The 25023-nt window shown below is 69.7% G+C and carries 18 protein-coding genes and 1 pseudogene; 9 read left to right on the top strand and 10 right to left on the bottom strand.

All coding sequences use genetic code 11. The features are described from left to right. Positions 1 to 159: 159 nt before the first annotated feature. The 3 genes from ACMCNK_RS08090 (at position 160) to ACMCNK_RS08080 (ending at position 3238) form a co-directional block, all read left to right on the top strand. Positions 160 to 711: a GNAT family N-acetyltransferase gene (locus ACMCNK_RS08090; protein ID WP_412735770.1), complete on the top strand. Its 552-nt coding sequence runs from the start codon at positions 160 to 162 to the stop codon at positions 709 to 711. A gap of 619 nt (positions 712 to 1330) precedes the next feature. Next, positions 1331 to 2722, top strand: coding sequence for a hypothetical protein (locus ACMCNK_RS08085; protein WP_412735769.1), 1392 nt, complete (start codon positions 1331 to 1333; stop codon positions 2720 to 2722). Positions 2723 to 2797: 75 nt separating this feature from the next. After that, positions 2798 to 3238, top strand: coding sequence for a hypothetical protein (locus ACMCNK_RS08080; RefSeq protein WP_412735768.1), 441 nt, complete (start codon positions 2798 to 2800; stop codon positions 3236 to 3238). 280 nt (positions 3239 to 3518) lie between these two features. Here ACMCNK_RS08080 and ACMCNK_RS08075 read toward each other — a convergent pair whose 3' ends face one another. Then, positions 3519 to 4061, bottom strand: a complete 543-nt coding sequence (locus ACMCNK_RS08075) for a DUF2716 domain-containing protein (RefSeq protein WP_412735767.1) — start codon at positions 4059 to 4061, stop codon at positions 3519 to 3521. A 283-nt stretch (positions 4062 to 4344) separates the two neighbouring features. On the opposite strand from ACMCNK_RS08075, the gene ACMCNK_RS08070 reads away from it, so the two are divergent. Next, positions 4345 to 4473, top strand: coding sequence for a hypothetical protein (locus tag ACMCNK_RS08070; RefSeq protein ID WP_412735766.1), 129 nt, complete (start codon positions 4345 to 4347; stop codon positions 4471 to 4473). A gap of 9 nt (positions 4474 to 4482) precedes the next feature. Continuing rightward, positions 4483 to 4908: a VOC family protein gene (locus ACMCNK_RS08065; RefSeq protein WP_412735765.1), complete on the top strand. Its 426-nt coding sequence runs from the start codon at positions 4483 to 4485 to the stop codon at positions 4906 to 4908. A gap of 595 nt (positions 4909 to 5503) precedes the next feature. Here the strand turns inward: ACMCNK_RS08065 and ACMCNK_RS08060 are convergent. Next, positions 5504 to 6556 carry a serine hydrolase domain-containing protein gene (locus tag ACMCNK_RS08060; RefSeq protein WP_412735764.1) on the bottom strand — a complete coding sequence of 351 codons (1053 nt, stop codon included), beginning with the start codon at positions 6554 to 6556 and terminating at the stop codon, positions 5504 to 5506. A 56-nt stretch (positions 6557 to 6612) separates the two neighbouring features. Further along, positions 6613 to 7427 (bottom strand): IS5 family transposase gene (locus tag ACMCNK_RS08055; RefSeq protein ID WP_412740780.1). Its coding sequence is split into 2 segments (ribosomal slippage): positions 6613 to 7077 and positions 7080 to 7427, totalling 813 coding nucleotides; the frame shifts between segments, so codons are not numbered across the junction. Between the two features lie 376 nt (positions 7428 to 7803). Here ACMCNK_RS08055 and ACMCNK_RS08050 point away from each other — a divergent pair. Beyond that, a pseudogene (locus ACMCNK_RS08050) lies at positions 7804 to 8685 on the top strand (AraC family transcriptional regulator). A 384-nt stretch (positions 8686 to 9069) separates the two neighbouring features. Here ACMCNK_RS08050 and ACMCNK_RS08045 read toward each other — a convergent pair. Further along, positions 9070 to 9498 carry a hypothetical protein gene (locus ACMCNK_RS08045; protein ID WP_412735763.1) on the bottom strand — a complete coding sequence of 143 codons (429 nt, stop codon included), beginning with the start codon at positions 9496 to 9498 and terminating at the stop codon, positions 9070 to 9072. 270 nt (positions 9499 to 9768) lie between these two features. Here ACMCNK_RS08045 and ACMCNK_RS08040 point away from each other — a divergent pair, with 270 nt between their 5' ends. Both ACMCNK_RS08040 and ACMCNK_RS08035 read left to right on the top strand, forming a co-directional pair. Next, entirely contained in the window at positions 9769 to 12174 is a 2406-nt protein-coding gene (locus ACMCNK_RS08040) for a polymorphic toxin-type HINT domain-containing protein (RefSeq protein WP_412735762.1), read from the top strand. A 7-nt stretch (positions 12175 to 12181) separates the two neighbouring features. After that, positions 12182 to 12640, top strand: coding sequence for a hypothetical protein (locus ACMCNK_RS08035; RefSeq protein WP_412735761.1), 459 nt, complete (start codon positions 12182 to 12184; stop codon positions 12638 to 12640). A 512-nt stretch (positions 12641 to 13152) separates the two neighbouring features. Here ACMCNK_RS08035 and ACMCNK_RS08030 read toward each other — a convergent pair. Both ACMCNK_RS08030 and ACMCNK_RS08025 read right to left on the bottom strand, forming a co-directional pair. Next, complete coding sequence (locus ACMCNK_RS08030; protein WP_412735760.1) at positions 13153 to 15948, bottom strand: BTAD domain-containing putative transcriptional regulator; 2796 nt, start codon at positions 15946 to 15948, stop codon at positions 13153 to 13155. Positions 15949 to 16328: 380 nt separating this feature from the next. Further along, complete coding sequence (locus ACMCNK_RS08025; protein WP_412735759.1) at positions 16329 to 16718, bottom strand: DUF4190 domain-containing protein; 390 nt, start codon at positions 16716 to 16718, stop codon at positions 16329 to 16331. A 1011-nt stretch (positions 16719 to 17729) separates the two neighbouring features. Here ACMCNK_RS08025 and ACMCNK_RS08020 point away from each other — a divergent pair. Further along, a complete protein-coding gene (locus ACMCNK_RS08020; RefSeq protein WP_412735758.1) occupies positions 17730 to 19778 on the top strand; it encodes an ATP-binding protein in 2049 nt (682 codons plus the stop codon). A 248-nt stretch (positions 19779 to 20026) separates the two neighbouring features. Here ACMCNK_RS08020 and ACMCNK_RS08015 read toward each other — a convergent pair whose 3' ends face one another. From ACMCNK_RS08015 to ACMCNK_RS08000, 4 genes are read right to left on the bottom strand one after another with little or no spacing between them, the layout of a single operon-like run. Further along, complete coding sequence (locus tag ACMCNK_RS08015; protein ID WP_412735757.1) at positions 20027 to 20815, bottom strand: DUF72 domain-containing protein; 789 nt, start codon at positions 20813 to 20815, stop codon at positions 20027 to 20029. A 24-nt stretch (positions 20816 to 20839) separates the two neighbouring features. Further along, positions 20840 to 21517: a hypothetical protein gene (locus ACMCNK_RS08010; RefSeq protein WP_412735756.1), complete on the bottom strand. Its 678-nt coding sequence runs from the start codon at positions 21515 to 21517 to the stop codon at positions 20840 to 20842. Beyond that, on the bottom strand, positions 21514 to 24156 hold the full coding sequence (locus ACMCNK_RS08005; RefSeq protein WP_412735755.1) for an FtsK/SpoIIIE domain-containing protein: 2643 nt from the start codon (positions 24154 to 24156) through the stop codon (positions 21514 to 21516). Before ACMCNK_RS08005 ends, ACMCNK_RS08010 begins: the two co-directional genes overlap by 4 nt. Next, on the bottom strand, positions 24149 to 25021 hold the full coding sequence (locus ACMCNK_RS08000) for a hypothetical protein (protein ID WP_412735754.1): 873 nt from the start codon (positions 25019 to 25021) through the stop codon (positions 24149 to 24151). Before ACMCNK_RS08000 ends, ACMCNK_RS08005 begins: the two co-directional genes overlap by 8 nt. Between the last annotated feature and the right edge of the window lie 2 nt (positions 25022 to 25023).

Raw genomic sequence — 25023 nt, 5'->3', positions numbered from 1 at the left:
GCGACGACCCCACGCTCGGCATCAAGACGCCTACCAAGGGCGACCCGCACACGCCTGTCCTGAAGCCCGCAGACATTCGCGCCCTGCTCGCTACCTGCGACGCAGGTCTGCGGCCGATAGTTGGCGAGTTGCCTAGAGGTGTGCGAGATGATCTCAGCGATGGAGCTGACCACACCTCGCCTGCTCTTGCGCGAGTTCCGCTTCGACGACCATGCCGCCGTGCATGCTTTCGCCAGCGATCCCGAGGTCGTTCGATATACCGACTGGGGCCCCAACGATCCGCAGGACACCACGGCCTTCCTGCACGAGGTTGCCGAGCAGGTTCAGGCCGCACCACGGTCGGTGTTCGCCCTGGCGGTGGTCGACCGCGCCGATGACTGGCTGATCGGATCGGTCCAGTTGGCTGTCATCAGTACCCAGCACCGACGGGCTGAGATGGGCTTCGTGCTGACCCGATCGCGGTGGGGGCAGGGATACGCCACCGAGGCGGCCGCAGCCCTGCTGCGGTTCGGCTTCCATGAGCTCGGGTTGCACAAGATCAGCGCGACGTGCGATCCGGACAACGTGGGCTCAGCCCACGTCCTCACCAGGATCGGCATGCAGCGCGAGGGGCATCTGCGCGAGCACCTTTATATCCGTGGGCAGTGGCGCGACCGGCTGCTGTTCGCCGCGGTTGAGCCCTTGGTTGGCGATCACCACCACGACATCTGATATTGAAGCCGCTGGCCGACACTGGGCTCGGTCGGGCCGTTAGGGTCGAACTTGAGGGTCAAGGTGGCGATCCTTGCAGCTGCCGACCGGCGACCACCTTCGCGCCACGCTCAGTCAGCACGGGCGTCCGGTTGGCGCGCGGATCGCGGCTTGGTTGGTCGTTGATTCCTCGGGCCACAGGCCGGGCAGGATGCCGAGCTCGCCGCGCGCGCTCGCTCAGGTCGCATACTGCTCACGTGCTGACGACGGCCCGGCTGTGGATTCGCCCCTTCACTCTCGACGACGTGCCCGATGCGACCGCCGCGATCGGGCTGCTCATGGACAGCGCCGAGCGAAACCGCGAGTGGCGTGCGGTAGGCCAACTAACGGATGTAAGTCACAACTTGTGTCACTACGGACGTTAGTTGGCGAGTCTCCGTTCGATATTTGGCGCGTTGGCTGGGCTCGCCACCCACCCGCGGCGCATACAGGCCCCGAGGCCACCAACGCAGCAGCGGTGACTGTGGTCCCGTACGCGCCGAACATCCTGGTGGACAGGTCGTGTCAGCGCATGCCGATATGCACGATGACGTTGGTCGTGGGCTCTCGGATTGCTGGAATGAACCGCTAGGTTGGTGCGATGTCGCCCAACCAAGATCGCGATCTGCGGGCCGCGCGTGACCGAGTAGCCCGGCTGCGCGACTCCGCCGCCGGGACCAGCCGTGTCGGCGCCGCCAACGCGGTGTCCCTCGCCAAGGAGCTGGCGGAACTGGCGTCGATGCTGGGCGCCTACGGGGAGTATCCGGAAGCGGCCGCGAGCGCGGTTGAAGCGTTGGGGCTGGCGTCGACCAGTCAGGCCCTGGTAACGGTCCAGGGTGTGCCCGAGGAGCGCCCCGGTGACGCCGTGGTGTCACCGGACGCCATGCAGACGACCGGGCCGGCGTCGCACCTCGATGCCGGGTACGCGCGGGCGCTGGCCCGCCTGGTGCTTCTGCACGCCGTGCTCGATGACACGCCTTTCGAAGACATGCGGGCAGAGGTGGCAGAGGACAGGGTGGATGTCGCCACGCTGGTCATTCCCGCATGGGACACCGGTCTGAGACAGGACGCCGCCCAGCCCAAGGTTCGGGTGGAGCAGTACGACTGGAACGAGATCGAGTCGTTGTACCGGCGCTACCGCAATCTGGTGCAGATACGCCGATTCCCGGAGGCGGAGGGTCTGATCGAGGACCTCATTGCCATGTTGCGCAGGGTCGCGCCGGCCGATGATTGGGCCGAGGCGATGCTGGCCGCCGCCCTCGGCGATTTTGCGGGTATGCGGCATGACATGGGCAAAGAGTTCGCGTTCAGCGCCGGATGCGAGGCCGTCGAACGCAAAGCGCGGCTCGCCACCGCACAACCCGGCCGGCACCTCGACACACTCGCCCAATCGCTGGCCAACCTTCAGCTCATGCTGGACGACCAGTCCCACACCCTGATGACGCTGCGCCTGAACGCCGAATTGGTCTGGCTGCATCGGCGACTGGCGGCCGACGACGGCGACAGGTTCGACCATGAGCTTGCGGCCACGCTCAATGACGCCCAGCGGTTGTTCAAGCTGCTGAATCGTAGAGAGCAGGCACTCCCGGCGATCCTCGAGGAGGTCGAGGTCTACCGACGGCTGGTCGCACGCGGCGACGCGACCCATCGGCCACTGCTGGCCGCAGGCCTCAACAATGCAGGTGTCGCACTGATGGAAGCGGGACGACACACCGAGGCGCTCGCGGCCACCGCGGACGCCGTCACGACCTACCGGGAGTTGGCTGGCGCCGGACCTGAGCACCACCGAGGGCTTGCGCTCGGCCTGTGGACCTACGCCGAAGTACGCCTGGCCGCCGCTGCCGAGCTACCCGAAGCCGCGACCGCGATCGACGAGGCAGTAGCGCTGTACCGCGGTCTGAACGAGCCCACGCCCGACGACACCGCCAACCTGGACGGCGCCGCGGCAATGCGCGACGACGTGCTCAGGACCCTTCGATCGAATGCCCGATAGCCTGACGGCATCCGCTTCGCCGCTGTCGGGACGAACCTGACCGGCTCACGAGCCCGGCCGGGATAACCTTCTCCGGTGTCCCATCCGCGTGAGGATGCTTCCAGCGACGACGGATTCGAGCCCGTCCACATCGAGCTGGACTGGTACGACGGTCCCCGCAGCGGCGTGGCCGACATCGACGCCGCGCCGCACTACTTCCGGGCCGTCAACGATTCTCCCCGGCAGGGCGAGAACGACGAGTACTTCGTCTGGCCCGCCGGCCAAGCCGCGCTGGCAGGGGAACGTGAACGGTGGGACGTGTTCGTGGAACGGTTCGAGCGTGTCAATTCTGGCAACGCCATCCCCGTAAGCGACATCGACCGCCGCCATGATGAGCTGACCAGACGACTCGAACCACACCGCACCGTGCCGGACGGCGCCCGTCGGATGAAGGCCGAATGGCGACCCCGGCCGACCCAGACGATGCCGTACCACCCTGACGGCCCCAGCTACCGCGCCAAGTGGCGACCGGTCTAAGCGGCGGGACGCAGCTCGCGTGTGACCAGGGCCGTTGATCGTCACCGCCGGTCAGTGTGGCGACAGCCCGCAGGCGCCTTGTAGCGCGGGCACCAGAAGCAGACCAATCACCACTGCCCCCGGTTCCAGCGCGCCCTTCTGACCTACGCCTCCGAATTCGCCATCCGCATCGATCACCACCACGACATCTGGTGGAGGTGAACCGACCGGCGTCCCGCCACCTATCGGTCGCAGACTCGCCAACCGACGTCCGCAGTCCCCCATCCGTGGCAGGCGCAGATCAGTTCCTGCGCTTCACCGCCAGCCACAGGGCGAACTCCGAGACGAGCACCTCGGTCAGGTCGCTGCCGAACACACAGATCGTCTGCTCCCAGGGATGACCGAAGATTCCCTGTTCAAGGTCCTGGGTGATGAACGCGTGGTAGTCGCCGTTGGGGAAGGCCGAGATGCGCCACGGCTCGCCTTCGACGGCCTGCCGGTGAGGCCAAAACCAGTAGGACGGGTGCTGCCAGTCCAGAGCGACCAGAGGAAGGTCGGCAGAGAAGACGGCGGTCATGGCGGAGAGAACCTGGTCGTTCAGCGCGTCCTCGTCGGCGGAGAAGCCGCCGGCACGTTCGAAGACAGAACTGAGGTCGAACGTCACCGAACCGGCCGGCTCCTTGATCGCTGGCCAAGTAGCGGGATCCATCCCTGGCCGAAAGTGGAAGCGGTCATCGAACGGAGTCCAGAACTGCTCGTAGTCCCGGATCTGCTGCCACGCATCGTTGTCCCACCCCGGCCCACTCACGAGACAAATCGTCGCATCCTGGCCCGCTTCGATCACCGCATGACCGCAACCGGCTCTCCGCTCCCGCCCGAACTCACGACATCTCAATACGCGATGCCGTCAGTAAAGATCGGATTTGGGTCGGTCGTACGGTCTCGGTATGACCGGTGGCGAGCGTGGTGCTCGGGGTTGGTTGTCGCTGGTGCCGCAGCCGGCCAGGGCCGGGCGGGGGCGCCGGAGGAGCTGGCGCCGCAGCGGTGGCTGGATCGGCAGGTGTCGGCGGCGTTCTGTACGCCGCGGCGTCGGACGCGGACGTGGCGGGCGCAATCGCATCCAGTTCGTGATCGGTGATCGGGCGCTGGAGATCGAGCCCCTGCAGACGCAGGGTGGCGCGCATCCGGCCCGCAGCGAAGTCGCGTACTCGTTCACCGAGACGCCGCAGGGGATGGGATGGACGAGAGTCCTATGATCGCTGGTCATGACGATCGCGGCTCTCGGCGTGGCCCATGTCCGGCTTACTGTTACCGACATCGCCCGGTCACGGGCGTTCTACGAGCAGGTTTTGGGGTTCACGCCCGTGCTGCAGGTGCCCGCTGATGCCGATTCGGCGACCCGCGAGGCCCTGGGCTTCCTTTTCGGCGGTGTGCTGTATCGGGTTGGTGGTGCAATGATCGGTTTGCGGCCGGTGGCATCGCAGACCGATCGCTTTGATGAGGACCGCGTCGGCCTCGATCATCTGTGTTTCTCGGTCGCGGCCCGGGCCGAGCTCGACGCGGCTTGCCAGACGCTGGAGGCCCATGGCGTCCCCCACGGCGGAGTGAAGGACATCGGCCGTGGTGGCTTCATCCTGGAGTTTCGCGACCCCGATGGCATCGCGCTGGAGTTGTCGGCTCCGGCAGGCTGACCGGCGGCGTCCAAATTACCGGTAGGCGGCGGCCGAGATGCCCCAGTACCGGACGCCCGCGCTCGGCGGGTATCACGATGACCAGTTGGGCCACCGGGCCTTCGCGTGCGTGTCCGACGACCGGCTCGTTCACTGCAGACGGCCGTGAACTGAACCGTACTGTCCGCTGTCATGGGTCGCCTGGCGTGTAGCTGCGTCGGAGCCGGTAGTCCGGATCTCGAACGGGTGGACAGCATGCGCCCGTGGGTGCTGATGTCTTCGCGCTGATCACGGACTGGCAGTCGATGGTCGCCGACTACCGCGTTCATCTGTGACTACCTCGCCGACGCCGACCTGCGCCGCGAGATCAACGACGGCCTCCAGCTCGTGGAGAACACTCCGCCAACCACGACCTGTTCTACGGCAAAGACGGCGACCGGCGAGCCCTGTCCCCGCTGTTCTGGACCCACGTCAACCCTTATGGGTATCGACGGGGTGTCGCGGCCGCAGGCCACCGGCCGTCGAGCGTGACTGGCAGTAGCCCCGCCCACCTGCGAATTTCGAGCGGGAGAGGAGAAGGGAAAGCCTGTGCGGGCCCAGGCCGCCCCGTTGCCTGTCAATGCAGTCCGCTGTAGGCGGCCATCACGATCTCCATGCCGCGGTTGTCCTCCTGCCGGTTCCGGTCGATCATCTGGTTCATGACATAGGCCACCGTCATGCGTGAACCGGGATCGCTCACGACCAGCGAACCGCCCCAGCCGCCCCAGCCGAAGGTGTTGCCGAACTTACCGAATCCCACCGTCCAGCACATCGGGGTGCCCAGCACGCGGTCGTCACCGCGGAACACTTCCTGCCACGCGGGCTCGCAACCCTTGGGGGACAGCAGCCGCACGCCGCCGGCCGCACCTTGGTTCGCCAAGACCGACTGGACAAGGGCGATGGAGCGAGCATTGCCGAAGCCGTTTACCGCAGGGATCTGCGTCCGGCGCCAGGCCAGGGAGTTGGTGTCCTTGACCCGGATCGCCACCCCGGTGTTTTCCCGGCGTGTGCCGTCCGGTCCGAGCGGTGCGCTGGCGGCGTACTCGTCGGTCAGTGACGGCGGCGGGATGAGCGGTGCGATCCGGTGGTCATGCTCGGCGGAGAGCCCGATGTGGAAGTCCGCACCGAGCGGTTTGGCCACCTCTTCGGCGAAGAACTCGCCGAGACTGCGGCCGGTGATACAGCGGACGATCTCGCCCATGAGGAAGCCGAAGGTGAGCGCGTGATAGCCGGCGGCCGTTCCGGGCTCCCATTCGGGCGCCTGCGCAGCCAGCCCTGACGTCACGCTCTCCCAGTCGTAGAGCTCCTCGACCGTCGTCGGCCCGGACAGGTCCGGCAGTCCCGCGGTGTGCGACAGTACGTGCCGCACCAGCACGTTCTCCTTACCGGCCGCGGCGAACTCGGGCCAGTAGGCGGCGACCGGCGCGGACAGATCGAGCTCGCCCCGGTCGGTAAGGATCAGCGCGCACAGGGCGGTCATGTTCTTGGTCGTCGAGTTCACGCCGGTGAGGGTGTCGCGCTCCCAGCCGGCGGAGCGATCCGCATCGGCGTACCCGCCCCAGATGTCGACCACCGGCTCGCCGTCGACGTAGACGGCCGCCGAGGCACCCACGTCGTCCTTGCCGAGCAAGGCGGCAAGGGCCGCCCGGACTGCCTCGAACCGCGGCTCGCAAAACCCCTTAGGGCTCATCCCAGATGGCTGTGTTTGGTCAGTCGGCGGTAGGCCAGCAGGAGACAGCCCAGGTCAGCGAAGGCTTGGAAGTGTTCGGCTTTGCGGTCGTAGCGGCGCACGAGGCGCCGGTTGTGCTGCAGCCAGGACAGGCACGATTCCACGATCCAGCGGTGCCGGCCGAGCCGTTGGGAGGACTCGACGCCTTTGCGGGCGATACGTACGCCGATGCCGCGGCGGCGGACCTCGGCGCGTAGCGCTCGCACGTCATAGGCTTTGTCGGCGTGCAGCTTCTCCGGAACGTGCCGGGGCCGGCCTCGGTGGCCGCGGATCGGGATGATCGAGTCCAGCAACGGGAGCAGCAGTTGCGCGTCCGGTACGTTCGCGGCGGAGATCAGGACGGTCAGGGGCAGGCCGGTCCGGTCGCACAGAACGTGGATCTTCGAGCCTGGTTTGCCGCGGTCGACCGGGTTTGGGCCGGTCTCGTCGCCCCCTTTTGCGCGCGCAGGCTGATCGAGTCCACGATCGCCCGCGACCAGTCGATCTCACTCATCATCCCGAGCTGGTGCAGGAACTGCTGGTGCAGTCGTACCCATAGCCCGTCGTGGGTCCACTCGGTGAAGCGCCGGTGCACGGTGGAGCGGCTGACTCCGAACATCACCGCGGGTAGCTTGGCCCAGGAGCAGCCGGCCTGGACCAGGTACACGATCGCGGCCAGCACCGCTCGGTCATCGGCGCGTCGTTTCCCGCCGCCCTGCGGTCGCGCTGCTGGTACTGGGATCAACGGGCGTGCTGCCTGCCAGAAGTCGTCCGGCGCCCACGTGCAGACCATGTCCTCAACGACCGTCGTCACTCAATCAGGATCGCAGCCCAGGCCAGAGCCCAACCATCTGGGATGAGCCCTTAACATCAGTCATGGGCACAAGCCTCAGGTCACGCGGTCTTTCCTGCCCGACAATTCCCGCGCCGGTCTTGTCGGGCGAGGGCGCGGCCACATCTTCTCTACTCCAGCAGGGCGGCCTGATGGCCGCGCACGGGACCGCTCGGTCGACCGATCCTGTCTTCGCCTCCTGCGTGCCCGGTCGATGACCCGGTCGGCACCCCAGAGCGCAGCACTGATGACGGCCGCCACGGCACCACGTGCGCGGTGAGCGACTCCAGCGTGGGGGTGTTCCCGCGGAGGAGACAAGAACGAAGGACGGATAGGCGTGCTGGAGCGGCTGAATCAGGCGCTGGACCACCTGGAGGCCAGCCTCGACCGGGAGGTCGACATGACCGAGGTGGCCCGGATCGCCGCGGTGTCGGAATACCACTTCCGGCGGCTGTTCTCCGCGCTCGCCGGGATGCCGCTCCCGGTCTACGTGCGGCGTCGGCGGATGACGCTCGCCGGGGCCGAGGTGCTGGCCGGGGACCTGACGCTGCTCGACATCGCGGTGCGGTACGGGTACGGCTCGGGCGAGGCGTTCGCCCGGGCATTCAGGTCGGTGCACGGCATCGGGCCGGGCGAAGCCCGGCGCACGGGTGCGGTGCTCACCGCGCATCCGCGCATGTCCTTCCGCGTGGTCGTCGAAGGCAGTACGACCATGCGCTACCGGATCGTGGAGAAGGAGCCGTTTCGGATCGTCGGCAAGTAGGCTCGGCTCCCACTCGTGCCGGAGGGGCTCAACAGGGCGGCTGCGGCGCACCTGGAAAGCCTGGACGAGTTGGCGATCGTGCGGATGAAGGAGCTGGCCGGTCAGGAGCCGGCCGGGATCTTGTCGGCGGTGGTGTACCTGACCGACAGCCGGGAGGAGGGCGCCGAGGCGGACTACTGGATCGGCGTGGTGACCGGCCCCGAGGCGGCCGCCGAAAACCTTGACGCGCTCGACGTGCCGGCCGGGAGCTGGGCGGTCTTCGACAACCACGGCTCCTATCCGAGCGCCCTCCAGGAGCTGTGGCAAGACGTGTTCACGCAATGGTTCCCCTCGAACCCGTACACGAGCCGGACAGGTCCAGAACTCCTGCGGACACAGCCGGTGGAGGTCGGCGCGGAGACCGACTCCCAGCTTTGGATCCCGGTCGAACGGAGCAGCGGGAGCACCGAGGTGTGAACACCGGCACCTGGATCCACTCTCGCCAGATGGCCGGCGTCGCTACTTCGCCCGTGACGACACGCTTCTTACCCGGCACCCCGACCACGCTGCCAGCTCGATTGCGGCTGGGTTGGTTCGGACCAGGGCGCGGTACTGGCCTTGCGACCAGCCCGTTTTCCCGATCCGCCCGCCGCACCCGCCGTGCGTGTCTCCACGCAACGGGCGCTCTACGTGCCCTAGCGGGGCAAACCAGACGGCAGGCGAGCGCCTCAACCGCGAGCACCGCTTCGTCGTACGCCCTGTCGGGATCCGGCTGCCGCCCGTACGCGGCAGACCAGGCCGCGCGCAAATGCTCACGGGCCTCGTCGCTAGCCGTGGCAGCAGTCCCGATGACCTCGGCGGTCACGGTGTCATCGACCCGGCGTTCCAGGGCATCGCCATCGGCATGACGCGCCACGCTGACCCGCCTCCGTTCAGGGCGTCGCTCAGCAGGGATCGCGGCCCCGGGTATTGGTGCCTCACGCCCTCCACCCACGTGTACCTCTTTGGATCATCGAGATCGACCTTCGGCCACCACCGCAGCACGCCGTCGATGATGTCGAGCAGCGGCTCACCATCGATGTAGTCGAGGTCCTCGACCTCCAGCGCCTGCTGCAGGCGCCATTGCAGTTCCTCTAGCGCATACGGGTTGGCGTTCCAACGGTCACGGGCCCAACTCCGCATGGCAGGTCGCAAGTGATCCGGTACACCATCGTAGAGCGTGGGGTCGGGGCCTATGCCCGCGATTCGGCGGCTCAGCGGCGCCCACGGTGTCGTTTCGTCCTGCTCCACCGCAGGCTCTGCGGAGGGTCGACTGCCGGTTTACCGGCCGCCAGTTCACTGACGGCGGCCGCTGCGGCATGCAACCCGGCGATGGCGGTGAGGGCGACGACCGCGGACGTCAGGAGCAGGCGGCGCGGCATCGGCGTCACTCGGTGGGTGAGGGCCCTCACAAGATCATGACCGCAACGCCCAGGCCGTAGCTACCTGCCGGTAACTTTCGCCGATTGACCACGTGGGGGAAAGGCTGTTGTGAGAAGAACACTTGTCGCGTCAGCGGTGGTGCTGGCGCTCGTGGCTGGGTCGCCGGGGATTGCTGTGGCGTCGCCCGCGGCTCGCGCCGCCGCATCGGAAACGGCGGCGCAGCCGAGCATGGCGGCGTTGCAGAAGTGTGTCGATGACGTCATGGCGCCGGGTGGTAACGCCGATTCGGACACCTGGTTGCAGAAGCTGGGGCGGCTGAACAAGTTCCGCACCTGCGCGGATGACGCCGGTTTCCCGATCTCGGCTGCTCTGGAGTGTGTGGACAAGTCCACGGGCGACACGCTGACCGCCCGGTACGAGCAGATCAAGCAGTGCCTGATCGAGACTCAACGTTCGGTGGGCGTGGCGGCGATGGAGTTCACGCTGTCTGGCTACACCATGGACGTCTTCCGGGACAGTCTCCCGCAGCTGAACGCCGACGCCGCCGAGCTGATCGCCGACATTCGGGACGAGATGACCGACGGCCAGCAGAACAGCGCGACCTTGAAGGGGCTGCTGGACCAGCAGGCCAAGGTCGCTGACCCGGCCACGATCGTGGCCGGGTTGCCCGAGGCGGTCGCGCAGTACACCGCGTGGATGACGGATTCCCAGAACGTCGTGGAGGGCTGGCGCGAGGATCTGCAGGATCGCTATGAGCGGTTGCAGGGCGTGGTCGAGACGATCCGGTACGCCGTGGGTGTCCTCTCCGATCTGCGTGACAAGATTAAGCAGCAGATCCCCTCGCTGGATGCGCTGGTGCAGAAAGCGACCGAGGCGATCCAGAAGTTCAGCACAGTTCTCGGCCAGGTTGTCGACATCTACGAGACGCTCACGCAGGCCGCCTCCGATGCCACCCGCCTGATGGACGAGATGAACGCCAGCCTCGCTGAGGCGAACCGCGGCCTGGACAAGATGAACGCCGCAATGCGGCAGGTCAACCGCGGCCTTGGCGCGATGAACGAGGGCATCGCCGGGGCTAACCGGGGCATGGACCAGCTGAACGGGGCAATCGCGGACTGGGTCCGGAATCTGGATCAGATGAACGCGGCCATCGCGGGCGCCAACCGCGGCATGGATCAGATGAACGACGCCGTCGCCGGGATGCCTGACATCACCAAGCTGTTGGGCAGCGGCGTTTCCCTCAAGGGATTCTCGGACAACTTCAAGGACCCGTTCATCGGTGACCGCACGCCCGAGCAGCGGTTGCAGGACCTCGCCGACCAGCAGCACCGAGACGCGGCGATGGGGCTGATGCTCGACTTCGCCCCAGGAATCGGCGACGCCAAGGGGTTGTACGAGGCCTTCACGGGCAAGGACATGGCCACCTCGGATCAGCTCAATGGCATCGAGCGTTCTCTGGGTGCGTTGTTCCTGTTGCACCATGTCAAGGACCTGGGCAAGGGCGCCGACTTCGTGCGGGGTACGGGCAAGCTGAACAAGGCGTTCGGGTCGTTGCGCAACGCGAAGGACGCGGTGTCGGCGCTGCGTACGGGAGGCAATCTGCCGGCCGGCTGGACCACCCGGCGCCTGTCGAGTCCGCCCCCGGGGATGTCCGCGAGGGCCGGGCGGACGTGGACCGAAGCGGTCTACAAAGACGGCGGCCGGCTCGTCTACACCAGCGACGGCAGCATCTACGCGGCCACCGATGACGGACTGGAATACCTGGGCAGCGCCAAGCGCGCCCCCATCAAGGAGTCCTGCCTCAACAGCTTCAGTGCCGACACGCGGGTCCTACTCGACGGCGGGGGCACCGCCGCGATCAAGGACATCCGGCCCGGCCAGCGCGTACTCGCCGGCAACCCCGGCACCCAGACCACGATCGCAAAACCCGTCACCGCCATCCACCGCCACCGCGATACCACGCTGACCGACCTGACCCTCGCCGACGGATCGGTCCTGCACACCACCGCGCAGCACTGGTTCTGGCAACCCCACAAACGAGCCTGGACCCAAGCGGCGGACCTGACCCCAGGCACCGCACTGAGCAGCCCCGGCGGCATCAAAACCACGGTACGCAGCGTACGCACGCACCGCGGCGCCCAACTCATGTACAACCTGACCGTCGCCAGCCGACACACCTACTATGTGCAGGCCCAGGGCACACCCGTGCTCGTCCACAACTGCCCGATGAGCCGCGCGCCCAAGGTGCTGCGCGGCGTCAAGCTGCCCGGGCGGATGGAGGGCGTGGAAATCAAGCACGTCCGCGACGGTCACGTCAAGGGCGGCGCAGAGGTAGACCCGCGCAATGACCTTTGGCCGGACAACATCACCGACGCCGAGATCACTCGGGTGGCGAACGATGCCTTCCGCAACAATCCGCGGGTGACTGGCTGGGACGCGCGAACCCGGATGGTCCAGGCGCAGGCCCGGGTAGGTGGCAAGCTGTACGAATTCATTATCAACAAGGACACCGGGGTCATGCGATCCATCTATCCCAAGAGGTGAGGCGGACATGACCACAGGGTCCATAACCTGGCACGTCACCAAGTTCGGCCTTCCGGAGAACGCCGACGGAATCATCACAGCGCGGGTGTGGCTCACCCTCAACGGTGTCGACTACCCCAGAGCGCTCTGGTGGGATCTGCCTATCTCCGTGGTGAGTGCGGCCGTCACGGCGTACACCGAGATCGCCAACGGGGAGAACGAGGCGTTTTCGTTCTTCTTCGAAGGGTCGTACTACCTGTACTACCGGCGCACCGAGGCGGACGAGCCAACGGTCTACATCGAGGCGAACTGCGACAGCGACGAAAACAACCCGGTCTCGATAGCGGTCGGCGAAGTCCCCATGGAACAACTCCGGACCGCCTTGGTGCAAGTCGCGCACGAAACATTGGCCGCTATCTGTGATAAGCCGTTCACGGAAAAGGAAGTGGCCATAATGAATGAAATTCTGGAGGCCCTCAACGCCTGACCGGCGCCTCAACAGGCGGGCAGCGAACTCGAGATTCGCTGCCCGCCTGCTTGCTGCAGCTATCCGACGCCGAGCGTCGGTAACAGGTCTGCGACCTTGAGAACGCGTCCTGACGCTGGACCGCCCTGTCCCTCGTTCGATCGACTCTGAGGCTGCCGTTGCCTCCGAGCACCGCGAGCCCAATATGACGAGTTGGTATCGCCCAATAGTGTGATCCTGAGTGCGTGTACGACCGGGTGGATAAGCTGCGCCAACTGCTCAACGAATGGGACTTCATCGGCGTCTTCAATTGCGGGTGCCTCCGGCGCCAGAGTTGAAGACTTAGCTGGCCGCGGCTTGGAAGATGGAGATGACCGCGCCGGAGGGGAGCAGGACCAGCAGCAACGCAGCGGTGCGCCGTACCTCGGCGGTGTTGAACACCGCGTGCCATACCAGAAGGAGACTATGCGCAGACGAATGCGGCCGACCTGCAGCGCCTCCTAGCTGCCGAAACGTGACCTCTGCAAATCGGGCTACGATGTGGCCGCCCGCGAGGCCTGAAGTTTGGCGCGGACGCTCGCGGCGTCGGGCATGTCGAGCTCGGTGAACGTGTCGAGCGCCTGCTGCCAGGCGTCCCGCGCCGCTGCGGGGTCGCCGGCGGCATCGTGGTTGTCGCCGAGATGGACGAGCGTGGCGGCTTCGTAGTAGCGGTCGTCGAGTTTGCGGTACAGGGCGATGGCCCGGTGGTAGTAGTCGGCCGCCTGGACGTGGTCGCCGAGATGGTGGTGGCTGTAGCCGATGCTGTCCAACGTGGCCGCCACGCCGGGCTCGTGACCGATCTCCTCGAGCACCACGAGCGCTTTCGAGCAGTAGGCCAAGGCCTCGGCGTACCGGCCCAGCAGGCCATGGGTCCAGCCGACGGCGTTGAGTGCGTCGGCCTGCCCACGGCGTTGGCCACTCGCTTCGTACAGGGCGAGCCCCTGCTCGTTGTAGCGGTGGGCCTCTTCCAGATGGTCCTGCCGTTCCTCGAGGTAGCTCAGGTGAAGAGCGGTCCGGGCGGCGCCGGTCAGAATGCCGACCTCGGTGAACAGGGCGAAAGCCTGCCGGAGGTGGGACTGTGCCGCGGCGTACTGGTTGAGATGAAGGTGGGCACGGCCGAGATAGCGAAGGGCATCGGCTCGTGCGGCCGGGTTGTCGAGCCGCTTGGCGGCCTGCGCCGCGTATTGCCAGGCCGTTATCTCCTCGCCGCGAAGACCTTCCCGATCCAGGAAGGTGTCGAGGGCCCACGCCAGCAGCCAGCTGTAGGTGTCTCGCCTGGTGGTGTCCGCGTGCGACTGGGCGGCCATGAGGTTGCGCAGTTCGGCTCGTAGCCAGGCGTTCGCCTCGTCGGCGTCGGCGAACCGTTCCGGGTGACTGTCGGGATCCGGCGTAGGGAGTGGCAGCTCGCTGGGGTTGCGAAGGGGGAACAGGGCCTTGTCGGCGGCGCATGCGGAATGGAGATAGTGGTCCAGCATCCGCCCGAGGGCACCGTGTCTGGCCGGGTCGTCGTCGTGCTCCTGAACGAGTTCGGCGGCATAGGCGCGCAGGAGATCATGTGCGGTGTACCGGCCGGGTACGTACTCGGTGAGCAGGTTCGCTCTGGCGAGCTCGGTCAGTAGCCGGCGGGCTTCCCGCGGCGGGCAACCGGCCATGCTCGCGCCCACGGCCGCCGACATGTCCGGGCCGGGATGCAAGCCGAACAGGCGGAACACGGCGGCCGCCGGCGGTGTGAGCTCGCGGTACGACCAGGAGAACACGGCCCGGATCCGGCTGGCGGGGTCGCCCGCGTCCAGCGTCTCCAGCAGCCGATCGTGCTTCTCCAGCTCGCCCGCGACCACGGCGAGCGGAAAGCCGCTCTGTTCAGCACGCGCGGCGGCGATCGCGATCGCGAGCGGCAGCCGGGCACATGCCGCGATGATGCGGTCGACCGCCTCCGGCTCGGCCGTGATCCGGCCGGTGCCCAGCCGCCGCTCGAGCATCGTCCGAGCCTCCTCGGTCGACAGCGTGTCGAGCGCGATCGGCCGGGCCCCTTCGGTGGCGACCAGCGGGGTGAGCTGGTTGCGGCTGGTCACCACCGCCAGTGCGGTGGGTGTCCCGGGCAGCAGCGGGCGCACCTGCTCGGCGTCGCGGGCATTGTCCAGTACGACCAGCACGCGCCGGCCGGCGAGCAGGCTGCGGTACAGGGCGGCCTGCGCGTCCAGCGTTGCCGGGATCTTCTCGACCGGTACGCCGAGGGCGCCGAGGAAGTCGCACACGGCCTCTGAGGGTGTCGCGCGGTGCTCGTCGGGGCCGAAGCCGCGGAGGTTGACGTACAACTGCCCGTCCGGAAACCGCTCGGCGACGCGGTATGCCCAGTGCACCGCGAGCGCGGTCTTCCCCACACCCGCGGTGCCGGACACGGCGGAGATGAGTACGGCGGTCGGCTGCTCGGACCCGGCGGCCAGCACGGCGTCGAGCCGGTCGAGTTCGGCGTCGCGGCCGGCGAATCCGTGCACGTCCACGGGCAGTTGCGCGGGCACGGGAACGGCCGGCGGCTGCCTGGGCAGTCCGAGGTCGCCGCGCAGGATCGCCAGATGCAGCTGCTGCAGCTCCGGTCCCGGGTCGACACCCAGCTCCTCTGCCAGCCGCTGCCGGATCGCGGCGTAACACTCCAGTGCCTCCGCGGCACGGCCGGCGCCATGCAGAGCCCGCATCAGTTGACCGACGAACCGTTCCCGCAAGGGGAACTCGGCGGTCAGCGCGGTCAGCTCGGCGATCACCTCGCCGTGTCGCCCATCCGCCAACTCGGCGTCGATGGCGAGCTCGACGGTGGTGACCCGTTGTTCGGCCAGCGCCGTACCGATCCGGTCGCGGAGCCGTTCCGAGGCCACGTCGGCGAGCAGTGGGCCACGCCACAGTGCCAGCGCCTGCCGAAGGATCGCCGCTCGTTGTCCGGGGGCGGACATTCTGCCCGCATCGTCCACCAGGCTGTGGAAGCGGTGCACGTCGACGGCCTGCCGGTCCACGTCGGCCCGGTAGCCGCCGTCGCCGCTGATCAGCTGGAACCCCCACGCTCCGGTGCCGTCCCGGTCGAGGTGAGCCCGTAGCCGTGACACATGGGTGTGGAGGTTGGCGCGCGCCGTGGCCGGTGGGTCCTCGTCCCACAGCAGATCGACCAGCCGCTCGACGGGCACGACAGAGCCGGCCTCGAGCAGCAGCACGGCGAGCAACGCTCGCTCCCGGCGTCGTCCCAGCTCCAGGCGACGGCCGTCCTGGTCCGCCTCCATCCGGCCGAGCAGGCGGAATTCCATATGTGTGACCTTAACGATGGGCGGCAAGGCGTTTGGCAAGGGTAGTGGAAAGGACGGGACGCGAGCCTTTCATCGCCGTAAGGGCGGCGAGATCATCACGGGGGGTCGCGCAAACGGCACGGCGGGTAGCCAATGGAGGGCCGACGGTGATCGGGCGCGGGTGTCATGCCTGGAGGCGCCCGGATGCCGTCGGCTCCGGCTCCCCGGCGGACGAGCCCGCGCCCACGATCTGGCGGCCGGCCACCCCCCTCGGTTTGCCGCCCGAATGGACGGTCGCTGACCGGCACGGATGACACCAGGTCGCAGGCCGCCCGTAGACAACTGCTACCAGGACTTCACCCAGCGCAACGCGGCCGTGCTGCAGCAGCTCCTGACGTCCGCTACGGCGTGATCCCCTCCCGCATCGCGCTCAACCCGCCCAGGTAGTAGAACAACACCCACGGCACCACGAACAGATAGCCCAGCACCAGGCCCGTGACCGCCATGCCGCGACCGTCCCGGGCGCCGTCCCGCGTGGCGGTCACGCCCTGATGGCCCAGCACGATCGCGACCAGGCACGGCATCCCGAGTGCACCCCAGCCCGCCACCGCGCCGACGATGCCGAGCACCATCGCCGCGACCGCTGTTCCCGAGGTCCGAGGCAGCGGTGCCACCGCCACCTGCGGCGTGACGCGGCCGAGATCCGGGCCCGGCAGCGGCGTGCCGGGGACCACGGGGACCGGGTAGGCCCAGCGGGTGCGTTCCTGCTCGTACGGCGTCTCGAAGGTCACGGTCAGGCTCCGTCCGGCTGGAGTCCGACCACGTGCGCGGCCGGCCCCCAGCCCAGAACCGGCCGCTCGACCACTGTGGTCGGTGTGGCGTGGCGTGCACAGGGGGCAGCGCCCATTTCGGATGATCGGCGGCACGATCGGCCCGCCCCGGCCACCACTCGCGGCCGGCGTACGAGAACGGGCAAGCGGGAGGAGGAACCCGTCCGGGTCATCGACCACGCGGCTTCACGTGGACCGCCGCGTCCAAACCAGGAACCGCTCAAAGGCTGCTGCCGGCGGCTCGTCGACCCGATCGCGGCAGAAGTCCTCGAGGTAGGCTGCCATGACCCACCGCCAGCCCCGTGCCCCCGCCCGCATCGGTGGCCGGCCCCAGACGGGCGGGATCGCATGGCCAGGGTTTCGCGCAGACGCCTGTGGGTACGGGTTCCGCATCGGTTTCCTCTCGCCATCGCATGTGGTGGTCCGGGTGGGTGTGACTGGACCCGGCGGACGATCCGTGTTCGGCCGGTCCGCCGCCACTCCGATCGTGAGGAACGCGCACGAAGGCTGAAAGTGAGCACGGGACGACCCGGCTGCCGCGGCTCATCGGGGTTTCCTGGGCGGGCCGGGCACCGATGAGTTGATGCAGGCCGTGACGGTCCTGAACATGGGCCTGACCGCGATCTGTCTGGAGCCCTTGTCTTCGGCGATGCGGGCCTGCTCGTCCCGTGGCGTGACCTGGACTGATCACGTTTCAGGGGCTCGACCGAACGATCAGCCGTTCCGCTCGGACCGGGGTGTTGTAGCGTGATCTGACAGTCCCGGAGAGCGGACGTCGATGGGCGTTCCGCCGTGCCGATGCATTCCGTGGGCGGTCCGTTCGGCCGCGCTGCAAGATCTGACAGCGGGCAGGCGGACCCGTGGACACCGCGTACGCCAGCCATTGCCGGCAGGGTGACGATCACCGTCGAGGTAGCGGCATGGTGTTGATCCGGGCTTCTGACGACGTGGATCTCGGGAGCGGGCGCGGACATGACCTTGATGTGGCGCTGGCGGGCGAAGGGCCGCAGCGGGCCGGTGACCGTCGGCCGGCTGATGAACCGGGCGTTCACCGTGTTGGTCGGCCTCATCCTCGTCACGGGTCTGGCCGGGCTGCTGGCGTCGGCACCGGCGTTCATGCTGGTCAGCAATCCCCTCATCAAGGTGACCGAGGCACGCAGCGCCTTCAATAAGACCCGCGTCCTGATGGGGGACGCGCAAAGGAATCTCGACGGTTACCTACTGACCGGCGGAGACGCCTACCGGGCGGCGTACGAACAGCGCAAGAGGGCATATCCCGACGTGATCGCCGCCCTGCGGTCCGCTGGCGGCTACATGGCCTCCCGGCAGATCGGCGTATTCGACGAGGAGGCGATGCACTGGTGGGCGTTGGCCGATCCGCTGATCCGCGAGATTCCCAGGTCGGCGCCGTCCCACGAGGAGGTCAACGCGATCCACGCCCAGTACGCCCGGACAGCCACCGCTGGCCGGGCGGTCGATCTTGTCATGACAGACCGTTTGGTGCAGCTCAACCGCACCAATGACATCCTGAACCTGGTCTCGCTGATCCTGCTCGTCACCACCGTCGTGGTGGGTGTGCTGCTGGGCGCGCGGATCGGCCGGTCGACGACCCGGCGCATCACCACTCCGCTGGCGCAGGTGCTGCGCGTCCTCGACCGGATGCGCCGGGGTGATCATGACGCGCGCGTGACGCTCGCCGAGGCCCCGGCGGAGGTCGATACCGTTGCCACGGCGCTCAATGCCGCAGCAGACGAAGCAGCCAGGGAGCGCGACATGATCCGGGCCTTTCAGCAGCACAGCGCCGCGGTGCGCCAGCACCTCTCGCAGGCGCATGCGGTCACGGCGGCTGCGCAGTCGGCGGGCGAGCTGGTCGACGCGGACCACGCGGTGATCCGGCTGGTCCCGGACGAGGAGGCGCCGTCCGGGCCGCACGTCTGGAGTGCCTCGGACGCCGTCGGGGACGTGGGCCCGCTGGCCGCGACGCCGGTGGAGTGGCTCGCCGTCGGCCCGTCGATGGCCTTCGTCGCCGTCCCCGACAGCGGCCCCCACCCGCCCGAGACGGAGGTCGTCGCGCTGCGGAAGGCCGGAGCCGGGCCGGTGATCACGGTGGCGTTCGGCGAGGGCGCCGAACCGGTCGGGCACCTGACCGTCATCCGGCGGCAGGGGCGGGCAGCCTGGCACCCGTACGAGGTGCACCTGATCAGCATGCTCGCCGCCGAACTGGGGCGGATCCTGACCCAGGCCCGGCTGTTCGAGCATGCGAGCGAACTGGTGACCCGGCTGCGGGAGGTGGACGCTGCCAAGACGGCGTTCCTCGCGACGGTCTCCCACGAGTTGCGTACCCCGTTGACCAGCGTGGCCGGATACCTGGAGGTCATCATCGAGCAGGAGGCCGGGCCGCTCACCGCGACCCAGGACCGCATGCTCGAGGTGATCGACCGCAATGTCCTACGCCTGCGGCGCCTCATCGAAGACCTGCTGATCATGTCCCGGGCCGAGGCCGGCGGCCTCGAGTTCACCCGCGAGTCGATCGACCTCCGCACGGTGATCGAGGCGGTGATCCACGTGGTCGAGCCGGCCGCCCACAAGACCGGCGTCACGGTGACCCACGAGATCGCCGAGCCGATCACGATCGACGGCGATGTGTCCCATCTGGAACGAGCGATCATCAACCTGGTCTCGAATGCGGTGAAGTTCACCCCAGACGGCGGGGCGGTCACAGTGACCGCGCGCGCCGATGGACCCGACGCGGTTCTCGTCGTCCGCGACACCGGCATCGGTATTCCGGCCGAAGATCTGCCCTACCTGTTCACCCGATTCTTCCGGGCCAGCAACGCCACCCGCCAGGCGATTCCCGGCACCGGCCTCGGCCTGGCCATCGTGTCGACCATCATCGAGGGGCACGGCGGGACGATCACGGCCGACTCCCGCGAAGGCGTGGGCACCACGATGACGATCCGCATCCCGCTCAGCGCGACAACCACGGAATCGATCGCCCCAGCCACCGCCGGAGCAACCTGAACACCCCAGCGCGAACCGTTGTACCTATCTCAACCCCTGTCGCGGGTGTTGGCCACGGTCAGCTCACGCTGCAGCCCACGGTCGTCGGGCAGTCGACACTCACGCGCGCGGCTTCGGCAAGGCGTTCCTGGGCCATGGGTTTCCTCGGCGCAGGCGTGCGATCGTGTCGCCGATGGTCGGCTGATCCATGGGCGTGCTCCCGGGGTCGTGGCGGCCTGCCACACGACCGACGCTACCGCGGGTGTCGCTCAGCGGCCCGGTCGTGGTTTGATCCGCGGCGTACGCGTGACCTCGATGCCGCGGCGCCGGGCCTGCGCGGCCATCGCCGCCGCGTCGATCACGGCTGCGCCGCCCGGGTCGTTGTTGAAGTACACGTACGTGTCCACCGGCTGTTGCGCGATCCGGTCGAGCCAGCTCGCCAGCGCCGCCCGCCCATAGCGCGGCCGCGGGCGGGCCCGTCCCTCGTGCAGGCGCAGGTAGCCGAACCCGGCGGTCACCCACAGCGGGGTGACCGGCCGGCCTTCGCGGTCGGCCCAGCACAGGGCCGCACCGCGCTTCTCCAGCAGTGCGCGCACCTCGTCGGTGAACCACGACTCGTGCCGCGGCTCGACCGCGACCCGTACCCGCGCCGGAAACCGGGCCAGTGTGTCGTCGAGGGCGCCCGGGTCGGCCCGCAGCGTCGGTGGGAGCTGCAACAACACCGGGCCGAGCTGGTCGCCCAGCGCTTCGGCGCGGCGGAGGAACCGGGCCACCGGCTCGGTCGGCTCCTGCAGCCGCCGGATGTGGGTCAGGTAGCGGCTCATCTTCACCGCCACGACGAAGTCGTCCGGGGTGCGGTCGCGCCACTGCCGGAACGTGTCGCGTTCGGGCAGCCGGTAGAACGCGTTGTTGATCTCCACTGTGGCGAACCGCTGCGCGTAGTGTTCCAGCCACAGGCGCTGCGGCAGGCCTCCCGGATACAGGTACCCGGTGTCGTCGTCGCCCTTGGCCGGCTGCCAGTCGCGGTACTGGAAGCCCGAGGTTCCGATGAGCAGCACCTAGCTGGATTACCCAGCGCGGCGTCAAAAACCGCGCAGGGCGCCGACGAGCAGCCCGGCTGTCACCAGGCCCGCCACCAGCACGGTGGTGACGGCAGCGGCGTTCAGCTCCGCGCCGCGGCGGTCCGCCACCCGCTTGGCCGCGAACACCGCGATCACCGGGCCGAGCACCAGCGCGATCAGGGCCACGACCGGCAGGGCGACCGCCCAGTCGCCGCCCGCGGCGGCGCCGGCCCAGCGCAGCAACTGGTGCGCGGCCATGCCCAGGACGCCGCCGATCGCGCCGAACACCGCGAACACCGTGGTGGTGGCGCCGGTGAGCGGCCGGGCCGGCGGTGTCCAGCCGATCTTTGCCGCGACCTCCTGCAGGTAGTCGTCGGCGCTGAGCGCGCTGCGCTGGCGGGGCAGCGCCGGCTGCGGCACGGTACGCCCGAACCGTTCGGCGGCCGGGCCTACCCGGTGCACGAAATCGGACCACAGTCCGGCGGCTCGCGCGTCGACCTCCTCCAGATCCCGCTGCGCCGCCCGAACGGCTGCGGCTGCCTCGCGAACGGTGTCGTCCGCGGCGCGCAGGGCGTCGCCGGCCGCAGCGACCCGCCCGTCGTGCCAGGCCACGGCCTCGGCCCGGTGTCCGGCCGCGGCGGCGTCGAGCGCGGTCAGCCGCGCCAGCACCGCCCGGTACTCGTCCGCCGGGGAGCTCACGACGCACCGTACGGGATGATCACCTCGGCGCCGCGATGCACCGAACGGTCGAAGTGCAGCGCCCGCCACGGCCGCGGATACCACACCGGGGCGCCCGCGCCCGGGTAGTACGGGGCGAGCTCGCTGCCGTGCACGTCGAGGGCCACCCACGCGCCGATGGCATCGGTGCGCGAGCCCTGCCCGCCGAGCGTCTCGCGCAGCAGCGCGGCGCCACGCCACCAGCCGAGGACGTGGATGCGCCGTTCGGGGCCCTGGCGCAGGATCGTGCGCAGCAGCTCCGCGGTACGGGCCCCGCCGGGCGCGGCGTCGACGGCGTACAGGATCAGGAAGTGCGGCCGGTCGGCCGGGATGTCCGCGGCAGCCGCGCCCGCGGCGTCGTCGAGCAGCCAGCCGACGCTGTCCGGGCCGTACCATCCGGCGGTGGTGGGCAGGTCGGGGCGCAGCGCGTCGACGGCCGCGGCGGCGTCGGGGTCCAGGCACGCCACGGAGAACCGGGCCGCCCCCGCCCGGTATTGGGCGGCGAGTGACCGCGCCGCGGTCCCGAGCACGGCGCACGCCTCGTCGACCCGGGTGCCGAGCACCGCGAGGTTGCGGCCGGGGGCGCGCCGCAGCACGGTACGGGCGGAGCGCGCGGCGACGTCGATCGTCTCGCCGAGCAGCACGACCGGGGCGGGCACCACCGCGGCCGGGGTGAGATCGGCGTAGTCGGGGCTGTCCGCGAGCCGCGGCACGGCGTCGCCGTCGAACAGCCGGGGCGCGCTCAGCTCGCCCGGCCGTCGGCGCCACAACCGGTGCTGCAGGGCACCCCACCGGTCCCGGTCGCCGGCCGCGGGCACCCGCACCACCCGGTTCGCCTCGACGGCGCCGGAGTCGGCGTTCACCACGGCGTGGAAGCGGGGCAGCGCCTCGGCGGCCGGGTTCGTCTCGGCCAGGATGCGGCGGGCGCGGGGCAGCGCGATGCGCAGCGAGAACTGGGCGACCAACGCGGGCCGGCCCCACAGTGCCTCGATGCCGGAGACGTCCTGGCTGGCCAATACGAGGTGGATGCCCTGGGAGCGGCCGCGGCGGGCCAGGTCCTCCAGCAGGTCCACGGCTTCGCCGGCGAGTGCGTCGCGCCCGGCGAGCAGCACCTGGAACTCGTCGACCACGGCCACGATTCGCGGCCAGTGCCCGTCCGGGTCCTCGGCGCGCAGCTCGGCCAGGTTGGTGACCTCGTGCCGTTTGGCCGCGTCGGCGCGTCGGCGCAGCTCGGCGCCGAGGAAACGCAGCAGCGCCAGCCCGAACTCGCGGTCGGTGTTGACGTTGACGCCGACCAGGCGTACGTGGGGCAGCCAGCTCGGGTCGCGCCGGCCCGGCGCGAACCGGGCGAACGACACCCCCTCCTTGAAGTCGAGCAGGTAGAACGCGAGCTCGGCGGGGGAGTACCGGGCGGCCAGCGCCCCGATCCACGCGTAGATCAGGTTGGTCTTGCCGGTGCCGGAGGGGCCCGCGATGAGCGCGTGTGGCGGGTAGTCGCTCAGCGTCACGGTGACCGGGGCGCCCTGCGGGCCGTCGCCCAGCGGCGCGCTCAGGCCGGCGGCGGAGCTCTCCGACCACTCCTCGGCGGGCAGCAGGCTGTCCAGCGCCACCGGCCCGGGGCCTGCGGCGACCTGGTCGGCGATGCGGCGGCTGGTCGCGGTGACCAGCGCCGCGGGCGGCCCCTCATCCAGGTGTACGGGCAGGTCACCGCAGCCGGACAGCCGGGCGGCCCCGCCGCGCGCGGCGTCGATCACCTCGACCCCGGCGGGCGGGTCCACGCCGATCCCGCGCAACAGAAGGTGCACCCCGCACGCCGCCCCGGTGCGCAGCAGCCGGTCGAGCTGCTCGCGCTCGTGGCGGGACAGCTCGTCGCCGCGCCCGCCGCCCAGCAGCACCGACAACCGCCACGGCTCGGGGCGGCGCCCGGTCGCGGCGGCCAGCTCGCGTACCGACTGGTGCTCCCCGGCCAGCACGGTCTCGTTGATCCGCCGGACGTGGTCGACCAGCTCGTCGAGCAGGGCGCCGAGCCCGCCCGGCCCGACGAACGTGAGCACCCCGGCAGTGGCGAGCGCGGCGAAACCGGCCAGCCCGCCGCCGAGTTGCTCCGGGTCGTACCCGGTGAGCCGCAGCGTGCCGGCCGGGACCGTGCCGAGCACGCGCAGCAGCAGGCCGGCCACCACGTCGTCACCGGCGGCGGCGTCGCCGCGGACCAGGACGTGGCCGCGGTCGAGCAGCGGCACCAGCGCGGGCACCTCCCCGTCGTACGGCAGCAGCAGCCGGCCGACCCGCAGCTCGGATCCGGCGTCCGCGGGAGTGGGGGTCCAGCCCGGCCACGGATCGCCCGCCGCGCCCGGGGCGCCGCGGTGCCCCGCGTCGGCCGCCGCCCCGGCGAGTGCGGCCAGGTCGTCGTGGTGCTGGTGGTCGATGTCGCGCAGCCGGGTGTCGCGTTCGACGGCCAGCCGGATCTTCTGGGTCTCCGCGGCGGCGGCGACCCGGTTGCGGCGTTCGACCGCGGCGAGGTGGCGCTGGCGGGCGGCGTCGAGCGCGGTCTGTGCGGCGCCGAGCGCGTGCGCCAGCCCGGCCCGTACGTCGAGCACCTGCTGGGTGGAGGACTCAGGCATCGGTGTCGCGGGCGCGCACGGGCTCGGGGGCGGACGGGTGCAGGCTGGCCGGGTCGCGGCCGAGGCGGGCGAGCAACACCCCGGTCAGTACGGCGGCGGTGACCGCGGAGTCGGCGGGGTGGGCTTGCGCCGGTTCGCGCTCGGGGGCGCGGCACACGCGGGCGAGCAGCGTGTCGAGGACGGTGGGCGGGGCACCGGGCAGCAGCGAGCCGACCGGCCCGGCGGCGGCGCTGCGCAGCCGCGCGACGTCGGCGGGCCGGGGCTCGTGGCCGAGCAGGTCGCCCGCGAGGCGGTGCAGGACGGGCGGGGTGAGCGCGGACAGGGCCAGCCCGGACGAGGCGTTGACCGCGTGCAGGTCGCGGCCTAGCCGGGCGCGGTCGCCGCTGCGCACCCCGGCGGCGACCCGGCGCAGCAGCTCGCCGGTGTCGGCCGCGCCGGTCCGGCCGTCGCGGTCCGGCGGGGGCGGGGCCTGCCCGGTCAGCTCGGCGACCCGCTGCTGCCACCACGGGCCCAGCCGCTCGGGTGGCGGGGGACCCGCGCCGGCGGCCGGGGGTGGGGCGGGTTCACCCAGCCCGGCCCGCCAGCCGGATTCGGGCGCGGCGGCGGCGTCGCCCGCCAGCCCGAGCACACCGAGGTACGCCGCGAGGGCGTCCTGCGCGATCCGCAATGCCGCGGCCGCGTTCTCGGCGTGCTCGGTCGCGTTGCCGAGCTGCGGTACGCCGAGCGGGTCCACGGAACTCTGCCGGACCCAGTTCAGCAGCTCCGTGGCGGAGCGCAGCCGGGCCATCGCCACGGTCACCAGGCCGGTGGGCAGTTCGTCGCTGGTGGCGCGGACCTGCGCGCCCAACTCCTGCAGGACAGACATCG

Origin of the sequence: Krasilnikovia sp. MM14-A1259 (genome assembly GCF_047159535.1) — a bacterium.
Classification (GTDB): Bacteria; Actinomycetota; Actinomycetes; order Mycobacteriales; family Micromonosporaceae; genus Actinoplanes.
The sequence above is the reverse complement of the archived record's forward strand: the minus strand, read 5'-3'. Positions and strand labels throughout refer to the sequence as shown.